Origin of the sequence: Thauera aminoaromatica S2, from assembly GCF_000310185.1 — a bacterium.
GTDB classification, from domain to species: Bacteria; Pseudomonadota; Gammaproteobacteria; order Burkholderiales; family Rhodocyclaceae; genus Thauera; species Thauera aminoaromatica.
Window position 1 is genome coordinate 1 of record NZ_AMXD01000096.1, and the last position, 15,218, is coordinate 15,218.

The 15,218-nt window shown below is 68.9% G+C and carries 12 protein-coding genes and 1 riboswitch; of the genes, 7 read left to right on the forward strand and 5 right to left on the reverse strand.

Features of this window, described 5'->3' with window-relative positions; translation table 11 throughout:
* Together C665_RS13800 and bluB are read right to left on the reverse strand one after the other, a co-directional pair.
* Positions 1-352 (reverse strand): nitrate- and nitrite sensing domain-containing protein (locus tag C665_RS13800; protein ID WP_004315151.1); only part of this gene is annotated, 352 nt, incomplete at its 3' end.
* Between the two features lie 323 nt (positions 353-675).
* On the reverse strand, positions 676-1,485 hold the full coding sequence (bluB, locus tag C665_RS13805; protein WP_004315152.1) for a 5,6-dimethylbenzimidazole synthase: 810 nt from the start codon (positions 1,483-1,485) through the stop codon (positions 676-678).
* A gap of 49 nt (positions 1,486-1,534) precedes the next feature.
* Positions 1,535-1,727: riboswitch (cobalamin riboswitch) on the reverse strand.
* Between the two features lie 402 nt (positions 1,728-2,129).
* On the opposite strand from bluB, the gene C665_RS13810 reads away from it, so the two are divergent.
* The 7 genes from C665_RS13810 to C665_RS13840 all read left to right on the forward strand — a co-directional run bounded on the left by C665_RS13810 (position 2,130) and on the right by C665_RS13840 (position 9,337).
* Positions 2,130-2,606 carry a VOC family protein gene (locus C665_RS13810; protein WP_004315153.1) on the forward strand — a complete coding sequence of 159 codons (477 nt, stop codon included), beginning with the start codon at positions 2,130-2,132 and terminating at the stop codon, positions 2,604-2,606.
* 724 nt (positions 2,607-3,330) lie between these two features.
* Positions 3,331-4,143: a VPLPA-CTERM sorting domain-containing protein gene (locus C665_RS13815; RefSeq protein WP_004315154.1), complete on the forward strand. Its 813-nt coding sequence runs from the start codon at positions 3,331-3,333 to the stop codon at positions 4,141-4,143.
* A gap of 145 nt (positions 4,144-4,288) precedes the next feature.
* Positions 4,289-4,726, forward strand: a complete 438-nt coding sequence (locus C665_RS13820) for a low molecular weight protein-tyrosine-phosphatase (RefSeq protein WP_004315155.1) — start codon at positions 4,289-4,291, stop codon at positions 4,724-4,726.
* A 302-nt stretch (positions 4,727-5,028) separates the two neighbouring features.
* The gene (locus tag C665_RS13825; protein WP_281054727.1) at positions 5,029-5,508 is read left to right on the forward strand and encodes an H-NS histone family protein; all 480 of its coding nucleotides are present in this window, start codon (positions 5,029-5,031) and stop codon (positions 5,506-5,508) included.
* 283 nt (positions 5,509-5,791) lie between these two features.
* Positions 5,792-6,670, forward strand: coding sequence for a hypothetical protein (locus C665_RS13830; protein ID WP_157277055.1), 879 nt, complete (start codon positions 5,792-5,794; stop codon positions 6,668-6,670).
* Between the two features lie 51 nt (positions 6,671-6,721).
* A complete protein-coding gene (locus tag C665_RS13835; protein ID WP_004315158.1) occupies positions 6,722-8,599 on the forward strand; it encodes a bifunctional metallophosphatase/5'-nucleotidase in 1,878 nt (625 codons plus the stop codon).
* Between the two features lie 276 nt (positions 8,600-8,875).
* Positions 8,876-9,337 (forward strand): REP-associated tyrosine transposase, encoded by a 462-nt coding sequence (locus C665_RS13840; RefSeq protein ID WP_004315159.1) that lies wholly within the window; start codon positions 8,876-8,878, stop codon positions 9,335-9,337.
* Between the two features lie 406 nt (positions 9,338-9,743).
* Here C665_RS13840 and C665_RS13845 read toward each other — a convergent pair whose 3' ends face one another.
* From C665_RS13845 to C665_RS13855, 3 genes are all read right to left on the reverse strand, one after another.
* On the reverse strand, positions 9,744-10,970 hold the full coding sequence (locus C665_RS13845) for a hypothetical protein (RefSeq protein WP_004315160.1): 1,227 nt from the start codon (positions 10,968-10,970) through the stop codon (positions 9,744-9,746).
* A gap of 608 nt (positions 10,971-11,578) precedes the next feature.
* Complete coding sequence (locus tag C665_RS13850; protein ID WP_040829307.1) at positions 11,579-13,594, reverse strand: polysaccharide biosynthesis protein; 2,016 nt, start codon at positions 13,592-13,594, stop codon at positions 11,579-11,581.
* 30 nt (positions 13,595-13,624) lie between these two features.
* Positions 13,625-14,839, reverse strand: a complete 1,215-nt coding sequence (locus tag C665_RS13855; RefSeq protein WP_004315162.1) for a DegT/DnrJ/EryC1/StrS family aminotransferase — start codon at positions 14,837-14,839, stop codon at positions 13,625-13,627.
* Between the last annotated feature and the right edge of the window lie 379 nt (positions 14,840-15,218).

Genomic DNA, 15,218 nt, shown 5'->3' on the forward strand with positions numbered 1-15,218 from the left:
CGCGCAGCGCGGGCAGCCCGTCGAGGGCGTGCAGCGCGAGCGCGATCCGGGTGAGCAGGCGGGAGCCGCCCGTCGGCGCCGCGCCGCCCCTCGCGTCGAGGACGTCGGCCTGCTCCAGCCAGGTCCGCAGCGCGGCATCGGCCTCGATGCTGGCCGCCACGCACGCCGCGCGATCGCCATCGAAGTGCCTGCCACCCGCGGCGAGGTGAAGATTCGAGCACCCGCGCTCGGCCTGCAGGCGATGCACCAGCTCGCTCACCGCCCGCACCAGCTCGCAGCTGCGCGCCAGTTGCTCGAGCTCGCGCAGCTCACAACGGCGCGCAGCGACCAAAAAGGCGAGGATCGATTCCATGCAGGGCTCCGGCAAGAAGAGGGTCTGCGACCGGCGGCCGCACATCCCCCCAAGCAAGTCCCGTGCAAGCCCGACGCCTGGGCTCTGCCGTAGGAGCGACGCAAGTCGCGATCACGGCCCCGCCGCCCGCCGCCCGCTGCCGCAGGCGGAATCGTGCGATCGCGACTCGCGTCGCTCCCACCAGAACCAGCGCTCCCTTCCAGCGCCGCCGCCTGGCGCTGCCGTAGGAGCGACGCAAGTCGCGATCACGGCCCCGCCGCCCCCACCGCCCGCTGCCGCACGCGGAATCGTGCGATCGCGACTCGCGTCGCTCCCACAAGGGGCTACGCGGCGCTTCGAGGGCTCGGGCGGAGCTGGCCGATGGCCTCGATCAAGCCCTCGCCCACCGCATCGGGCCCGCGCTGCCAGCCGTCGAAATGCAGCAGCTCGGGCAACGGGACGCGCTTCAACCAGCCTGCGGCCTCGAGCTCCGGCTGCGCGTGGAAGTCGCGCACGTAGCCGACGCACAGATAGGCGATCGGCACGATCTCGCGCGGGATGCCGAGCGCCTCGCGCAGCGCCTGCTGGTGCAGGATGCTCACCCAGCCCACGCCCAGGTTCTCGGCGCGCGCCGCCAGCCACAGGTTCTGCACCGCGCACACCGCGCTGTACACGTCCATCGCGCCGATGTGCGTGCGCCCGATCACCACCGGGCCGTGGCGGCTGCGGTCGCAGGTGATGCAGATATTGACCGGCGACTCGAGGATGCCCTCGAGCTTCAGGTTGCGATAGGTGTCGCGCTTGCCCTCGTCGAACATCTGCTCGGCCTCGGCGTGCGCGGCGAGGAAATCGGCGTGGATCTTCGCGCGCACCTCGCGCGAGCGCACCACGACGAAATCCCACGGCTGCATGAAGCCGACCGAGGGCGCGTGATGCGCGGCGGTGAGCACGCGCGCGAGCACCTCGTCGGGGATCGCGTCGGGCAGGAACTCGCCACGCACGTCGCGCCGGGTGTGGATGGCGCGATAGACGGCGGCGCGCTCGGCGGCGTCGAACAAAGGATTGGCCTGGAAGCGCGCGGCGGCCGGGTCGTGAATCGGTGCGGACGCGTCGGTGCTCGCCGGCGCGCACTGCGCCTGCGTCGGGCTGCTCATGAAGTATTCCCCTTGTCGTCGAGCAGTGGGCAGCCACCGACCAGGCGACTGCGGGATGCACTTCGAGGCCGGTCTTCCGGCTGCGGATCGTCTCGTCCGGGCGCCTTCCCGGTCCTCGTGGACCAGTGGCTGGGCGAACCTCGCCCGGACAATCCCCTACACGGCGCTGGGCGCGCGGCGGAATTGCACCGCCTTCCCGATTCTCCCGCGCACACGCGGGCACCTCGAAGCAGAGAGGGCGCAAGCTTAGCGGCAAAGGCGGCCGCGGGCAAAACAAGGCGGACACCGCCGCGCGGGGTGGGAGGTCGCCCGATCGCGACTTGCGTCGCTCCTACGAAAACCGGCGCGCGCATCCTCGCGCCCGGCGTCCGGGGTGGGACATGGGAGCGACGCAAGTCGCGATTCCCACCCACGTCGTCCTATGAACGCTCCTCGCAGATGCAGCGCCCGATCGCGACTTGCGTCGCTCCTACGAAAACCGGCGCGCGCATCCTCGCGCCCGGCGTCCGGGGTGGGACGTGGGAGCGACGCAAGTCGCGATTCCCACGAAACCGGCGCTCGGCCATTGGCCCTCCCGACGCAGCGCCGGCTCGATTCCTCTATAATTATGAATTCTTGACACAACCGCCCACCCAGGAGGCACCATGTCCCAGCGTCCGTTCAAGATCCTCGGCATCCAGCAGATCGCCATCGGCGGTCCGAGCAAGGAAAAGCTCAAGACCCTGTGGGTCGACATGCTCGGCCTGGAGGTCACCGGCAACTTCGTGTCCGAGCGCGAGAACGTCGACGAGGACATCTGCGCGATGGGTTCCGGGCCGTTCAAGGTCGAGGTCGACCTGATGCAGCCGCTCGACCCCGAGAAGAAGCCCGCGGTGCACACCACCCCGCTCAACCACGTCGGCCTGTGGGTGGACGACCTGCCCAAGGCGGTCGAATGGCTCGGCGCCAACGGCGTGCGTTTCGCGCCCGGCGGCATCCGTCGCGGCGCGGCGGGCTACGACATCACCTTCCTGCACCCCAAGGGCAACGACGAATTCCCCATCGGCGGCGAGGGCGTGCTCGTCGAACTTGTCCAGGCCCCGCCCGAGGTCGTCGAAGCCTTCGCCCGCATCGCCAGCTGATCGCCCCCGGCATTTCATGTAGGAGCGACGCAAGTCGCGATCCAGCGCCGCGGCAGGCGATGAACCTCGGCGGCTGCGGGACGGCCGTGATCGCGACTCGCGTCGCTCCCACAGCGCACCCCGAACGCCCGCAAGCACCGCAACCCCGGCGTTTCACGTAGGAGCGACGCAAGTCGCGATTGCAGCGCCGCGGCAGGCGATGCGCCTCGATGGCTGCGGGACGGCCGTGATCGCGACTCGCGTCGCTCCCACAGCGCACCCCGAACGCCCGCAAGCACCGCCACCCCGGCGTTTCATGTACGAGCGACGCAAGTCGCGACCCAGCGCCGCGACAGGCGATGCACCTCGATGGCTGCGGGACGGCCGCGATCGCGACGCGCGTCGCTCCCACAGCGCACCCCGAACGCCCGCAAGCACCGCCACCCCGGCATCTCTTGTAGGAGCGACGCAAGTCGCGACCCAGCGCCGCGGCAGGTGATGCGCCTCGATGGCTGCGCGTCGCCGTGGATGCGGCGGCGCAGCACCTGCTCCGAAGTGTCGAATTTTTTTACACCCGCCCCCTCTTCGCGCCCCCTCAAGAGCAACAGAATCCTTTAAATCAATCACTTGCAAAATAGGCACTGATATTGCTTTGTACGTTTCAGCGGTGACCAATCGCCCTGTTTTCAACAACGAAGACGCCGGCCCCCGGGTTGGTACGTCCCAGTTTTAAAGGATTGCGCCAATGAAAAAACTTGCTCTCATCGCAGCGACCGCGTCGCTCGCAGCCGTGTCCACCGGTGCTTCGGCCGCTTATGTCAGCACTGCCAACCTGGGTGGCGACTTCGCCGTCACCGGGTTCGCCGACGGCACCCCGGGCACCTACCAGATCGCGCTGACCAACCTCAGCGGCGCCCTTTCGCTGGCCGCCGGCCCGGCGGGCACCTACACCGTTAGCGTCGGCCCCGGCAGCGCCGGCCCGACCGGCACCGCCACCGCCACCTTCTTCACGGGCACCGGCGGCACCGTCACGCGCAGCATCAGCTCGAACGTCGGCATCTTCACCGGCAACCTCACCCCGACGGGCCTCACCCCGGGCATCTACAACTTCGCCTTCGGCGGCAGCACCCCGTTCTCGTACGGCTTCAACTTCGGCGGCTCGTACGACGGCGCGACCACCTCCGGCGTCCTCGGCCTGCTCAACGGCCTGCTCGGCACCAGCTTCAGCGACCCCACCGGCGCAGGCACCGTGGCGATCACCGGCACCGTCACCAACAACAGCTTCGTGATGGACGTCGTCGAAACGGCGACCAACTGGCCCGGTGCCGGCGCGCTGCTCGCTTCGGCCGACTATGGCATGTTCCTGCAGTCCCAAGGCCTTACCGACACGCCAGCCAACCGCCTTGCCTACGCGGGGAGCCCGACCTACAACCGCACCGACGGCACCTTCCGCGTCAGCAACGTCGCCGTGACCGCCGTCCCCGAGCCCGCCTCGCTGGCCCTGCTGGGCCTCGGCCTGGCCGGTCTGGGCGCGATGCGTCGCCGCAAGCAGGCCTGACCCTCGGCTGCTGCAGTACCGCAAACCGGCATCCTCGCGAGGGGGTGCCGGTTTTTGCGTTTACACTCCCCGGCCAGGCCGATCGCCCGCGATCGCGCTCCACCGCGCCGCGCCAGGCGCACACCCGACGCCCTCGCACACCGCCATGTTCGACAAGATCCTCACCCTCTGCACCGGAAACATCTGCCGCAGCCCGCTCGCCGAGTACCTGCTGCGCGACCGCCTCGCCGCGCGCGGCCGTGCGGCCACGGTAGCCTCGGCCGGCATCGGCGCGCTCGTCGGCCATCCCGCGGACGAGACCACCCAGCGCGTCGCCCTGCGCCACGGCATCGACCTCTCGCCCCACGTCGCGCGCCAGCTCACCCCCGAGATCACGCGCTGGGCCGACCTCATCCTGGTGATGGAAAAGCACCACCTCGAATACGCCACCCGCCTCGACCCCAGCGCGCGCGGCAAGATCTTCCTGCTCGGCCATTGGGACAAGGCCGAGGTGCCCGACCCCTATCGCCTCGCCGAGGAAAACCACCAGCTCGCCTACGACATCATCGCGCACACCGCCGAGCAGTGGATCGGCAAGCTTTGAGCGCGCGAATCAGCGCGCACGCACGGGCGAAAGAAAGGACGCGGCGGGGATTCGGGGCGCCGCTGATCGCGACTTGCGTCGCTCCTACGAAACGCCCACGCTTCCGAAGGCCCCCGTAGGAGCGACGCAAGTCGCGATTGCGGCGTATCCGATCGCGCTGGGCGGAATGGATGCCCCCGACGTATCCGATCTCTCTGGGTGGAATGGATGCCCCCGACGTCGAATGGATACCGCGGTGCGGCATTCCTGCATGCTTGATCGCGACTTGCGTCGCTCCTGCAAAAACCATCGCACCACTCCGCATGCCCTATCCGTCCCGCTTAATTGCTTCATTCGGCAAGGGCATTCACAGACCTTGCCAATTAACGCCGGGCACATTAATCCGAAAAAGTCTCTCCAAGGCTTTCAAAAACGTTTTTCATCGGCGTACAATCGGCACGTTTTCATCACCACAAAACATAACGATCATGACCACCTACGCCGAACTGCAGCAAAAAATCGCCGAACTCCAATCCCAGGCCGAAGAACTGCGCAAGCGCGAACTCGCCGAAATCATCGCCGACGTCAAGCAGAAGATCGCCGCCTATGGCCTCAGCGCCGCCGATCTCGGCCTGCAGGCGGGCCGCGAATCCACCGCCGCCCCGCAGAAGGCCAAGACCGCGCTCAAGGCCAAATACCGCGACCCCGCCACCGGCGAAACCTGGGTCGGCCGCGGCGCCACGCCCAAGTGGATGCGTGCCTACCTCGAAGCCGGCCGCAACAAGGATGAATTCCTGATTTAATCCGTTTCCGCACATCGGCCGGGGCATCATTTCCCCGGTCAAAAGCCCCGCCCCGATGACGACACATCACAAGGTCAATCATCCGGGCGGGGCTTTCTCTTTCGAGCCGAACAGAACACCGCGGCATCCGGATTGCCATCAAGCCGGGAGCGGATTGCCCAATCGATGCCGTTCCCGAATCACAGGATTTCCCGCACCACCCACATTGCAACGCCGCTTTCGTAGGAGCGACGCGAGTCGCGACCGGGCGATTCCGCAGGCAATGCGCGGCGGCAAGGGCGGCATGGCCGATATCGCGACTTGCGTCGCTCCTACGGGAAATGCCGTGGGCGATCTGGCGATGGCGCACGACCAGCGCGATGGTTTTCGTAGGAGCGACGCGAGTCGCGACCGGGCGATTCCGCAGGCAATGCGCGGCGGCAAGGGCGGCATGGTCGATATCGCGACTTGCGTCGCTCCCACGGGAAACGCCGTGGGCGATCTGGCGCCGGCGCACGACCAGCGCGATGGTTTTCGTGGGAGCGACGCGAGTCGCGACCGGGCGATTCCGCAGGCAATGCGCGGCGGCAAGGGCGGCATGGCCGATATCGCGACTTGCGTCGCTCCCACGGGAAACGCCGTGGGCGATCTGGCGATAGCGCACGACCAGCGCGATGGTTTTCGTGGGAGCGACGCGAGTCGCGATCGGGCGATTCCGCAGGCAATGCGCGACGGCAAGGGCGGCATGGTCGATATCGCGACTTGCGTCGCTCCTACGGGAAATGCCGTGGGCGATCTGGCGATGGCGCACGACCAGCGCGATGGTTTTCGTAGGAGCGACGCGAGTCGCGACCGGGCGATTCCGCAGGCAATGCGCGGCGGCAAGGGCGGCATGGTCGATATCGCGACTTGCGTCGCTCCCACGGGAAACGCCGTGGGCGATCTGGCGCCGGCGCACGACCAGCGCGATGGTTTTCGTGGGAGCGACGCGAGTCGCGACCGGGCGATTCCGCAGGCAATGCGCGGCGGCAAGGGCGGCATGGTCGATATCGCGACTTGCGTCGCTCCCACGGGAAACGCCGTGAGCGATCTGGCGCCGGCGCACGACCAGCGCGATGGTTTTCGTGGGAGCGACACGAGTCGCGATTGCCCGAACCACCCGGCGGCTTTCATCACCACTTAACCTCCTTTCGCGATCCTCCGTCCATCCTCGAAACGGACAAGAGGCTCCGCCATGCGTCACCCCGGCATCCCCAAGCTGCTGCTGCTCACCGGCGCGATCATGCTCGCCGGCTGCACCGACACCTCCTCCGGCGAGGCCAAGGCCGACGCCGAGCCGGTGCCCGCAGCGGCGCAGCCCGATGCGCCCAGGCCCGACTACCGCCTGGCCATCCTCCACATCAACGACCACCACTCCAACCTCGACGAATCCGACGCCAGCCTGCGCCTGCGCACCGGCAGCGACGACACGCGCGCGACCGTGACCGTCAAGCTCGGCGGCTTCCCGCGCGTCGCCACGGCGATCACCGAGCTCGCCGCGCGCCACGAGCACGTCCTCAAGCTGCACGCCGGCGATGCCATCACCGGCACGCTCTACTACACCCTCAGCGAAGGCGAAGCCGACGCCGCGCTGATGAACCGCGTCTGCTTCGACGCCATGGCCGTCGGCAACCACGAGCTCGACTCCGGCGACGCCGGCCTCCAGACCTTCATCGACCACCTCTGGTCCGCCCCCGACTGCCGCACCCCGGTGCTCTCGGCCAACCTCGCCCCGCGCGCCGGCTCGCCGCTCGGCAGCGACAGCGTGCGCCCCTCGGTGGTGGTCGAGCGCGGCGGCGAGCGCATCGGCATCGTCGGCCTCACCACCGCCGCCAAGACGCAGAACGCCTCGCGCCCCGACCCCGGCACCCGGCTGCTCGACGAGGCGGACTCCGCCCAGCGCGAGATCGACCGCCTGCGCGCCCAGGGCATCGACAAGATCGTCCTGCTCTCGCACCTCGGCTACGCCCAGGACCAGGCGATCGCCGCGCAGCTCTCGGGCGTCGACGTCATCGTCGGCGGCGACTCGCACAGCCTGCTCGGCGACGACAGCCTGAAGACCTTCGGCCTCTCGCCCGCCGGCGCCTACCCCACCGCCGCGCACAACAAGGACGGCGACGCGGTCTGCGTCGTCCAGGCCTCGCAATACAGCGCCGTGGTCGGCGAGCTCGACGTGCTCTTCGACGGCCAGGGCGAGGTCAAGTCCTGCGCCGGCCAGCCGCACATCCTCATCGGCAGCACGCTCGGCACGCTCGCCGGCGACGCCCTCGCCGCCGCCCGCGCCGATCTCGCCAGCCAGCCGGCGCTGCGCGTCACCGAACCGGACGCCGCCGCCAGCGCCGTGCTCGCCGACTACGCCAGCCAGGTGGAGGCCTTCGGCGCCGAGCCGGTCGCCGTCGCGCAGCAGAACCTCTGCCTGCGCCGCGTCCCCGGCACCCGGCGCGACCCCTCGCGCTCGAAGCTCGACGGCTGCAACCTCGATCCGCACGTGATCGCGCACGGCGGCGACGTCCAGCAGCTCGTCGCCGAAGCCTTCCTGCGCCAGGGCCAGCGCTTCGGCGGCGCCGACCTCTCGCTGCAGAACGGCGGCGGCGTGCGCGTCGACCTCGCCGCGGGCACGGTCACGGTCGGGCACATCTACACCGTGCTGCCGTTCAAGAACACGCTCGTCGCGCTCAGCCTCACCGGCGCCGAGCTGCGCGCCACCCTCGAGGACGCCATGCAGAGCGTGGTCGCCGGCAACACCGGCTCCTACCCCTACGCCGGCGCGCTGCGCTGGCAGGTCGACCTGCGCCAGCCCCTCGGCCAGCGCATCGGCGCGCTCGAGCATCGCAACGCCCAAGGCCAGTGGGTGGCGCTCGACGAGGCCGCGACCTACCGCATGATCACCAACGACTTCATCGCGGCCGGCCAGGACGGCTACACCACCCTCGGCACGCTCGGCGCCGACCGCCGCGAGGAGACCTTCCTCGCCTACGCCGACGCCTTCCTGCAGTACGCCCGCCAGAACCCCACCCTCACCCGCCCCGCCACCGCGGATTTCAGCACCCAGGGCTTCGTCGATACGGAATAAGGGGGCAGAACGCCCCGATCGCCCGGCGCGTGACGGTTTTCGTGGGAGCGACGCAAGTCGCGATCGGGCGATCCGGCGGGCGATGCGCGCCTGGCAAGAACTGCAAGGCCGGAATCGCGACTTGCGTCGCTCCTACAAGCAATTCCAGGCGCTGAACGGAGCCTGATGGTTCTCGTGGGAGCGACGCAAGTCGCGATCGGGCGGTCCGCCTGAACGCTGGCCGGGACCGCTGCGCGCGTCTTCCATGCCGATCACATCCTCCGTTATTCTATCGGCATGCTTCCGCACACTCATCACCTCCGCCGCGGTCGGGTTTCGGAAACGGGGCGGATCTATCTGATCACCACGGTCACGCACGGCCGCGCACGGCTTTTCGACGACCTGCGTCTCGCCCGCAGCACCATCGCACACCTGCGCCACGCCGACGCGCAAGGCCGCTCGACCACCCTGGCCTGGGTGCTCATGCCGGATCACCTGCACTGGCTCGTGCAGCTCGAGAGCGGCAGCCTCTCCCGGCTCGTCGCAGGCTTCAAGGCGGCATCGGCACGCGCCATCAACCACCTCCTCCACACCCCCGGCCAGCCACGCTGGCAAACCGGCTTCCACGACCACGCGCTGCGCGAGGAGGAAGACCTCCCCGCCCTCGCCCGCTACATCGTCGCCAACCCCCTGCGCGCCGGCCTGGTCGCCAGCGTGCGCGCCTATCCCCACTGGGACGCCGTCTGGCTGCCGGGGTAGGTGGGTCGTTTGCGAAACGCCCGGATCGCGACTTGCGTCGCTCCCACGGAACCCGGCAGCGCCTGAGGTACGGCGGCGGCTATCGCGACTTGCGTCGCTCCTACATGAAAACCGTCGCGGGGGATGAGGCGAATACGGTCAAGGAGGCGCTGTGGGAGCGACGCAAGTCGCGATCGGGCGGTGCGGTGGCGTGGGGCGTGGTCGGGGCGGGAAAGCCGCTATCGCGACTCGCGTCGCTCCTACGAGAACCGCCGTGGCCAATCTGAGGCCAGCGACCGGGCGGCACCGTAGGAGGGCTGCATCGCTGCTATCGCGACTTGCGTCGCTCCTACGGGAACCGCCGCGGTCAATCTGGCGCTGTGGGAGCGACGCAAGTCGCGATCCGGCGCTGGGGATTGCGCGGAGGTCACTGTGGCGCGCTGCCGTTCACCCAGTCGCTCACGCGCCAGTAGTAGCGCACGCCATAGTGTCCGCCGTGGCCGTAGAACTTCAGCCACTCGTCCTTGCTGCGATACCCCGTGCCCTCGTGGATCCACTTGTCGGAAGGGTAAAAGGCAAAGCCGCGGGGGCCGGTCAGCGTGGCGTACTTGACGGGGAACAGGTCGTCGCCGAACCAGCTGATCACCCACTCGATGAGCTTGTCGGCCACCCACGCCGCCACCGCGCCCGCGACGGCGCCGAGGAAGGGGCCGACGAAGGGCGAGGCGCCAGCGGTCACCGCGGTGGCGATCGCCGCCTTCACCTTGTCCTGCACCTGCGCGTAGATCTTGTCGAGCGCCTTTTGAAACCCGCCCGAATCGACCTCCGCCAAGGCGATGAAGACGCCATAGGTGTCATAGACGATTCCGCCCGACTTCGGCTTCGTCCGGGTGAAGGACGCGAAGGTCCAGTTCAGCCACTCCGAGTCGCCGTCCGAGAAATCATCGTAGGTCTTCCTTCCGACCTGGGTCACCGTACCGTCGGTATGCACCGCCGTGCCGCCGATGCCGATCTCGTCGTCGCCGAAGGACTCCGGGTTGGTCTCGTCGAAGCACTTGAGCTGCCGCACGCTGAATTCGAGCTTGCGGTAATAACCCGGGAACGGCACCTCCGGATCGATGCCGGACGAGCCGCCGGTCATCGGCACCACCGCCCCCACCAGTTCGGGCGTGAACGACACCGCCGACACCGCCGTCATCGGCCCCCACACCGCCTCGAGGCGCTCGAACGACACCACCGCGCCCTCGCGCCGCGGCATGCCGAGCAGCTTCGCGTCCAGCACCGGCGCGCGGGTCGCCGCCAGCAGCGCGTCGAAGCCCAGCTCGCGCACGCGCTCGACAGGCACCGCCGCATGGCGCCCGAAGATGCGCGCGCGGATCGCGTCGTCCGCACCCAGCAGCAAGGCGGCGCCCTCGCGGTAACGCGCCCGACGCACCTCGGGCAACGCCGCCAGCCCCTCCGCCAGCGCCGCCTCGAGCGAATCCGTCGCCACCCGGCACACGGGCTGCACGGCCAGGGCGCACAGCAGGTACTTCACCGCGCCCAGCACGTCCTCGCCCACCTTGCGAAACTCGGAATGATCCGGCCGGCACGGGCCGACACCCCACTGCATGGACAGGCTCGCCGCCCCGTCCGCACAAACGATCGCCGACATCACAACCTCCCTCGGGGTTGGTCGATGGCCGATCGATGCGGCTGCCCTGCCCGACTGTCCGGGCCCAGGCGCGCAACCTGCAGCGGAGGGCCGCGCCACCACCACGCGCCGCCCCCCACGCCGGACCGCCGCGGGGCAGCCCGATCGGGAAGCGAATCTTCCGCGACAGCCCAACCCCAATATAGGCGAGCATTAACCACGACGACAGCAGGGATTCGTGGATGACGGGGGGCTGGAATCGCGACTTGCGTCGCTCCTACAAAACCATCGGCGCTTGGGGTGGGACGTAGGAGCGACGCAAGTCGCGATCCAGCGGCCCGGGATGCGGCAAACCGGCGACGTCGAGCACGGAGAGGCTGCTATCGCGACTTGCGTCGCTCCTACAAAACCGCCGGCGCTTGGGGTGCGGCGGTCGCAATCGCGACTTGCGTCGCTCCTACAAAACCGCCGGCGCTTGGGGTGGGACGTGGGAGCGACGCAAGTCGCGATCCAGCGGCCCGGGATGCGGCAAACCGGCGGCGTCGGGCACGGAGAGGCTGCTATCGCGACTTGCGTCGCTCCTACGGAACCCGGCAGCGGCCGGGCTGCTATCGCGACTTGCGTCGCTCCTACGGGCGGTCTTGCTCCTGATTGCGCTTCAGGTAGATGAAATCCACCAGGCGCTCGTCGGGCTCGTAGCCGCTCACCAGCAGCTTCAGCACCTCGCGCACCGCGGGGTAGTCGCCGTTCTTGATGGCCTGGATGATGGCGTCCAGACCGAGGGTGAGCTGGCGCCAGGACAGGCGCTCCTCGTTGGCGCGCATGATCATCGAATGCGCGGTGGGCAGCACGTTGTCGCCGATCAGCAGCTCCTCGTACAGCTTTTCGCCGGGGCGCAGGCCGGTGAAGACGATCTCGATGTCGCCCTGCGGGTGCGACTTCGACTTCACCGACAGGCCCGACAGATGCACGATGCGCTCGGCCAGATCCACGATCTTCACCGGCTGGCCCATGTCGAGCACGAACACGTCCCCGCCCTCGCCCATCGAACCCGCCTGGATCACCAGCTGCGCCGCCTCGGGGATGGTCATGAAATAGCGCGTGATGCGCGGGTCGGTCACCGTGATCGGCCCACCACGGCGGATCTGCTCGCGGAACAGCGGAATCACCGAACCCGACGAGCCCAGCACATTGCCGAAACGCACCATGGTAAAGCGCGTGCGGTTCGGCACCGCCCCCTCCACATCCTCGCGGAACAGCACCGGCGCCGGCTCCGCCGACAGCCCCTGCAGCACCAGCTCGGCCAGGCGCTTGGTCGCCCCCATCACATTGGTCGGGCGCACCGCCTTGTCGGTCGAGATCAGCACGAAGTTGCGCACCCCCGCGCGCAACGCCGCCTGCGCCGCGTGCAGCGTGCCCATGGTGTTGTTGAAGAAGCCCTGCGCGATGTTGTGCTCCACGATCGGCACATGCTTGTACGCCGCCGCGTGATACACCGTATCCACCTTCCACGCCGTCAGCGCATCGAACATGCGCCCGCCGTTGCGCACCGAGCCCAGCATCCCCACCAGCTCGATCACCAGCCCGCGCTCCTTGATGTAGCGCTCGAGCTCGGTGTGGATCGAATACAGCGCGTATTCCGAATGCTCGAACAGCACCAGCCCGCGCGGCCGGCAGGTCACGATCTGGCGGCACAGCTCCGAACCGATCGAGCCGCCCGCCCCCGTCACCATCACCACCTGGTCCAGGATGCAGCGCTCGAACAGCGCCTCGTCCGGCTCCACCGGCTCGCGCCCCAGCAGATCGGCGATGTCCACCTCCTGCAGGTCCTGCACCTTCACCTTGCCATCGACCAGGCTCTTGAAGCCCGGCAGCGTGCGCACATGCACCGGATACGGGTCGATCAGATCGAGGATCTCGCGCCGGCGCTGGCGCGACGCCGACGGCACCGCCAGCAGCACCTGCGTCGCCCCCGTCTCCGCCAGCATGCGGCCCATGTCCTCGGGCGCATACACCGGCAGACCATCGACCACCGTGCCCCACAGCGACGCATCGTCATCCACGAAGGCCATCGGCCGCAGCTCGCGCCCGGCGCGCAGCGCGCTCACCAGCTGGTTGCCCGCGCTGCCCGCGCCGTACACCACCACGCGCGGGCGCTCCTGCGCGCCCTCGACACGATGCGGCGCCCCCCGCACCCCGCGCACGGCCGGCGGCAGCGGCGTCCACTCGCCCAGGAAGACATTGCGCATCACCAGGCGCAGCCCGCCCAGCAGCAGCATCGCCGTCGCCCAATAGATCAGCGGCACCGAGCGCGGCACCGGCGGCTGCTGCGCCGGCAGCGCCAGCACCACCAGCCAGAACACCAGCGCCGCCAGCGTCACCGCCTTGCCGATCGTGATCAGCGCGTGCCGCCCCACATAGCGCAGCACCGCCCGGTACAGGCCCAGCACCACGAAGAAGGGCAGCGTCAGCACCGGCGCCAGCAGGAACACGCGCAGATGGCCGCCGAAGGGCTCGATCGCGCGCACGTCCTCCAGGCGCAGGTAAAACGCCAGCCACAGCGCCACCCACACCAGCACCACGTCCGCCACCACCTGCAGCGCACGCTTGTAAGGCCGCGGCAACCCCAACAATGAATTACGCATCAGATTCCGCCTTTGGCCCGACCGCCCGCATCAGCGCGCCGCCAGCCCCAGCACCTCGTCCACCACCTTGCAGGTCTGGTCGATCTCCGCCGCCGTCAGCGTCGGATGCACCAGCCACATCAGCGAAGTCTCGCCCAGCGCGCGCGCCACCGGCAGGCGCTCGGCCGGCCGCCAGCCGGTGTCGTCGAAGGCCCTCTCCAGATACACCTCCGAGCACGAGCCCTGGTAGCACGGCACCCCGCGCGCATTGATCTCGGCGGCGATGCGGTCGCGGCTCCAGCCCTCGGCCAGGCGCTCGGGGTTCACATACGCATAGCACTTGTATTGCGCGTGCACGCAACCCGACCTTGCCGCGCAACCCGGATCGCATTTTGCCGCATTGCAGCGAAACTCGGGAACCCGCAGCACCGCATGCCGCCGGCACACCGCCAGAATGGCCTCGGCATGGGCCTCGCGCGCCGCCGTCCACGCCGCCATGCGGCGCAGCTGGATGCGCCCCACCGCCGCCTGCATCTCGAGCATGCGCCAGTTGGTGCCGAAACCCTCGTGCAGCCAGCGGAAGCCCGGCGGATGCTCGCGCTCGTACACCGCCGCGTAGCTCTTGCCGTGGTCCTTGAACGACCACATGTCGCGCCACAGCGCCTCGTCGTTGGTCGTCACCATGCCGCCCTCGCCGCCGGTCGTCATGATCTTGTCCTGGCAGAAGGACCACGCCCCCACATGCCCGATCGAGCCCACGCTGCGCCCCTTGTAGCGCGCCCCGTGCGCCTGCGCGCAGTCCTCGATCACCTTCAGCCCATGCTGTTCGGCCAGCGCCATGATCGGGTCCATGTCGCACGGCCACCCCGCCAGATGCACGCAGATCACCGCCCGCGTGCGCGGCGTCAGCACGCGCGCGATGGTCTCGGCCGACAGGTTGCCGCTGTCGGGGTCCACATCCGCAAACACCGGCGTCGCCCCCGCATTGACCACGCACGACACGCTCGCGATGAAGGTGCGCGGCGTCACCACCACCTCGTCGCCGGGGCCGATGCCCAGCGCGTGCAGCGCCACGTCCAGCGCCAGCGTGCCGTTGGCCAGCGCCACCGCGTAGCGCGTGCCCGCCCAGGCGGCGTATTCCTTCTCGAACGCGCGGCACTCGGTACCGGTCCAGTAATTCACCTTGTTCGACAGCAGCACATCGCGCACCGCGTCGGCCTCTTCGGTGGTGAAGGAAGGCCAGGGGCTAAAAGGAGTGTTCAGCATCGAAAAATCGCCCGTAGTCAAAAATCCACGCCCGCCCGTACCGCGACATCACCGTCGCGCACGACCAGGCAAAAAAGTCCACCGCATCGCCACCCACGTGTAGGAGCGACGCAAGTCGCGATTGCAGCGGCTCCAACCGCTGTGGGAGCGACGCAAGTCGCGATTACGGCCGTCCCCAACCGCCGCCGCCCATTCCCGGCGCCCAAATCGCGACTTGCGTCGCTCCTACAAAACCTTGCGCCGCGTGCGATTTGCCGCTGTGGGAGCGACGCAAGTCGCGATTGCAGCCCTCCCCAACCGCCGCCGCCCATTCCCGGCGCCCAAATCGCGACTTGCGTCGCTCCTACAAAACCTTGCGGCGTTGCCGATCGGCTGGGTC

Coding starts and splice junctions, on each gene's coding strand:
- C665_RS13815 (WP_004315154.1), top strand. CDS start 3,331: ATGAAAAAACTTGCTCTCATCGCAGCGACCGCGTCGCTCGCAGCCGTG.
- C665_RS13845 (WP_004315160.1), bottom strand. CDS start 10,970: ATGTCGGCGATCGTTTGTGCGGACGGGGCGGCGAGCCTGTCCATGCAG.
- C665_RS13855 (WP_004315162.1), bottom strand. CDS start 14,839: ATGCTGAACACTCCTTTTAGCCCCTGGCCTTCCTTCACCACCGAAGAG.
- C665_RS13835 (WP_004315158.1), top strand. CDS start 6,722: ATGCGTCACCCCGGCATCCCCAAGCTGCTGCTGCTCACCGGCGCGATC.
- C665_RS13830 (WP_157277055.1), top strand. CDS start 5,792: ATGGCCGATATCGCGACTTGCGTCGCTCCTACGGGAAATGCCGTGGGC.
- C665_RS13810 (WP_004315153.1), top strand. CDS start 2,130: ATGTCCCAGCGTCCGTTCAAGATCCTCGGCATCCAGCAGATCGCCATC.
- bluB (WP_004315152.1), bottom strand. CDS start 1,485: ATGAGCAGCCCGACGCAGGCGCAGTGCGCGCCGGCGAGCACCGACGCG.
- C665_RS13825 (WP_281054727.1), top strand. CDS start 5,029: ATGCCCTATCCGTCCCGCTTAATTGCTTCATTCGGCAAGGGCATTCAC.
- C665_RS13850 (WP_040829307.1), bottom strand. CDS start 13,594: ATGCGTAATTCATTGTTGGGGTTGCCGCGGCCTTACAAGCGTGCGCTG.
- C665_RS13840 (WP_004315159.1), top strand. CDS start 8,876: ATGCTTCCGCACACTCATCACCTCCGCCGCGGTCGGGTTTCGGAAACG.
- C665_RS13820 (WP_004315155.1), top strand. CDS start 4,289: ATGTTCGACAAGATCCTCACCCTCTGCACCGGAAACATCTGCCGCAGC.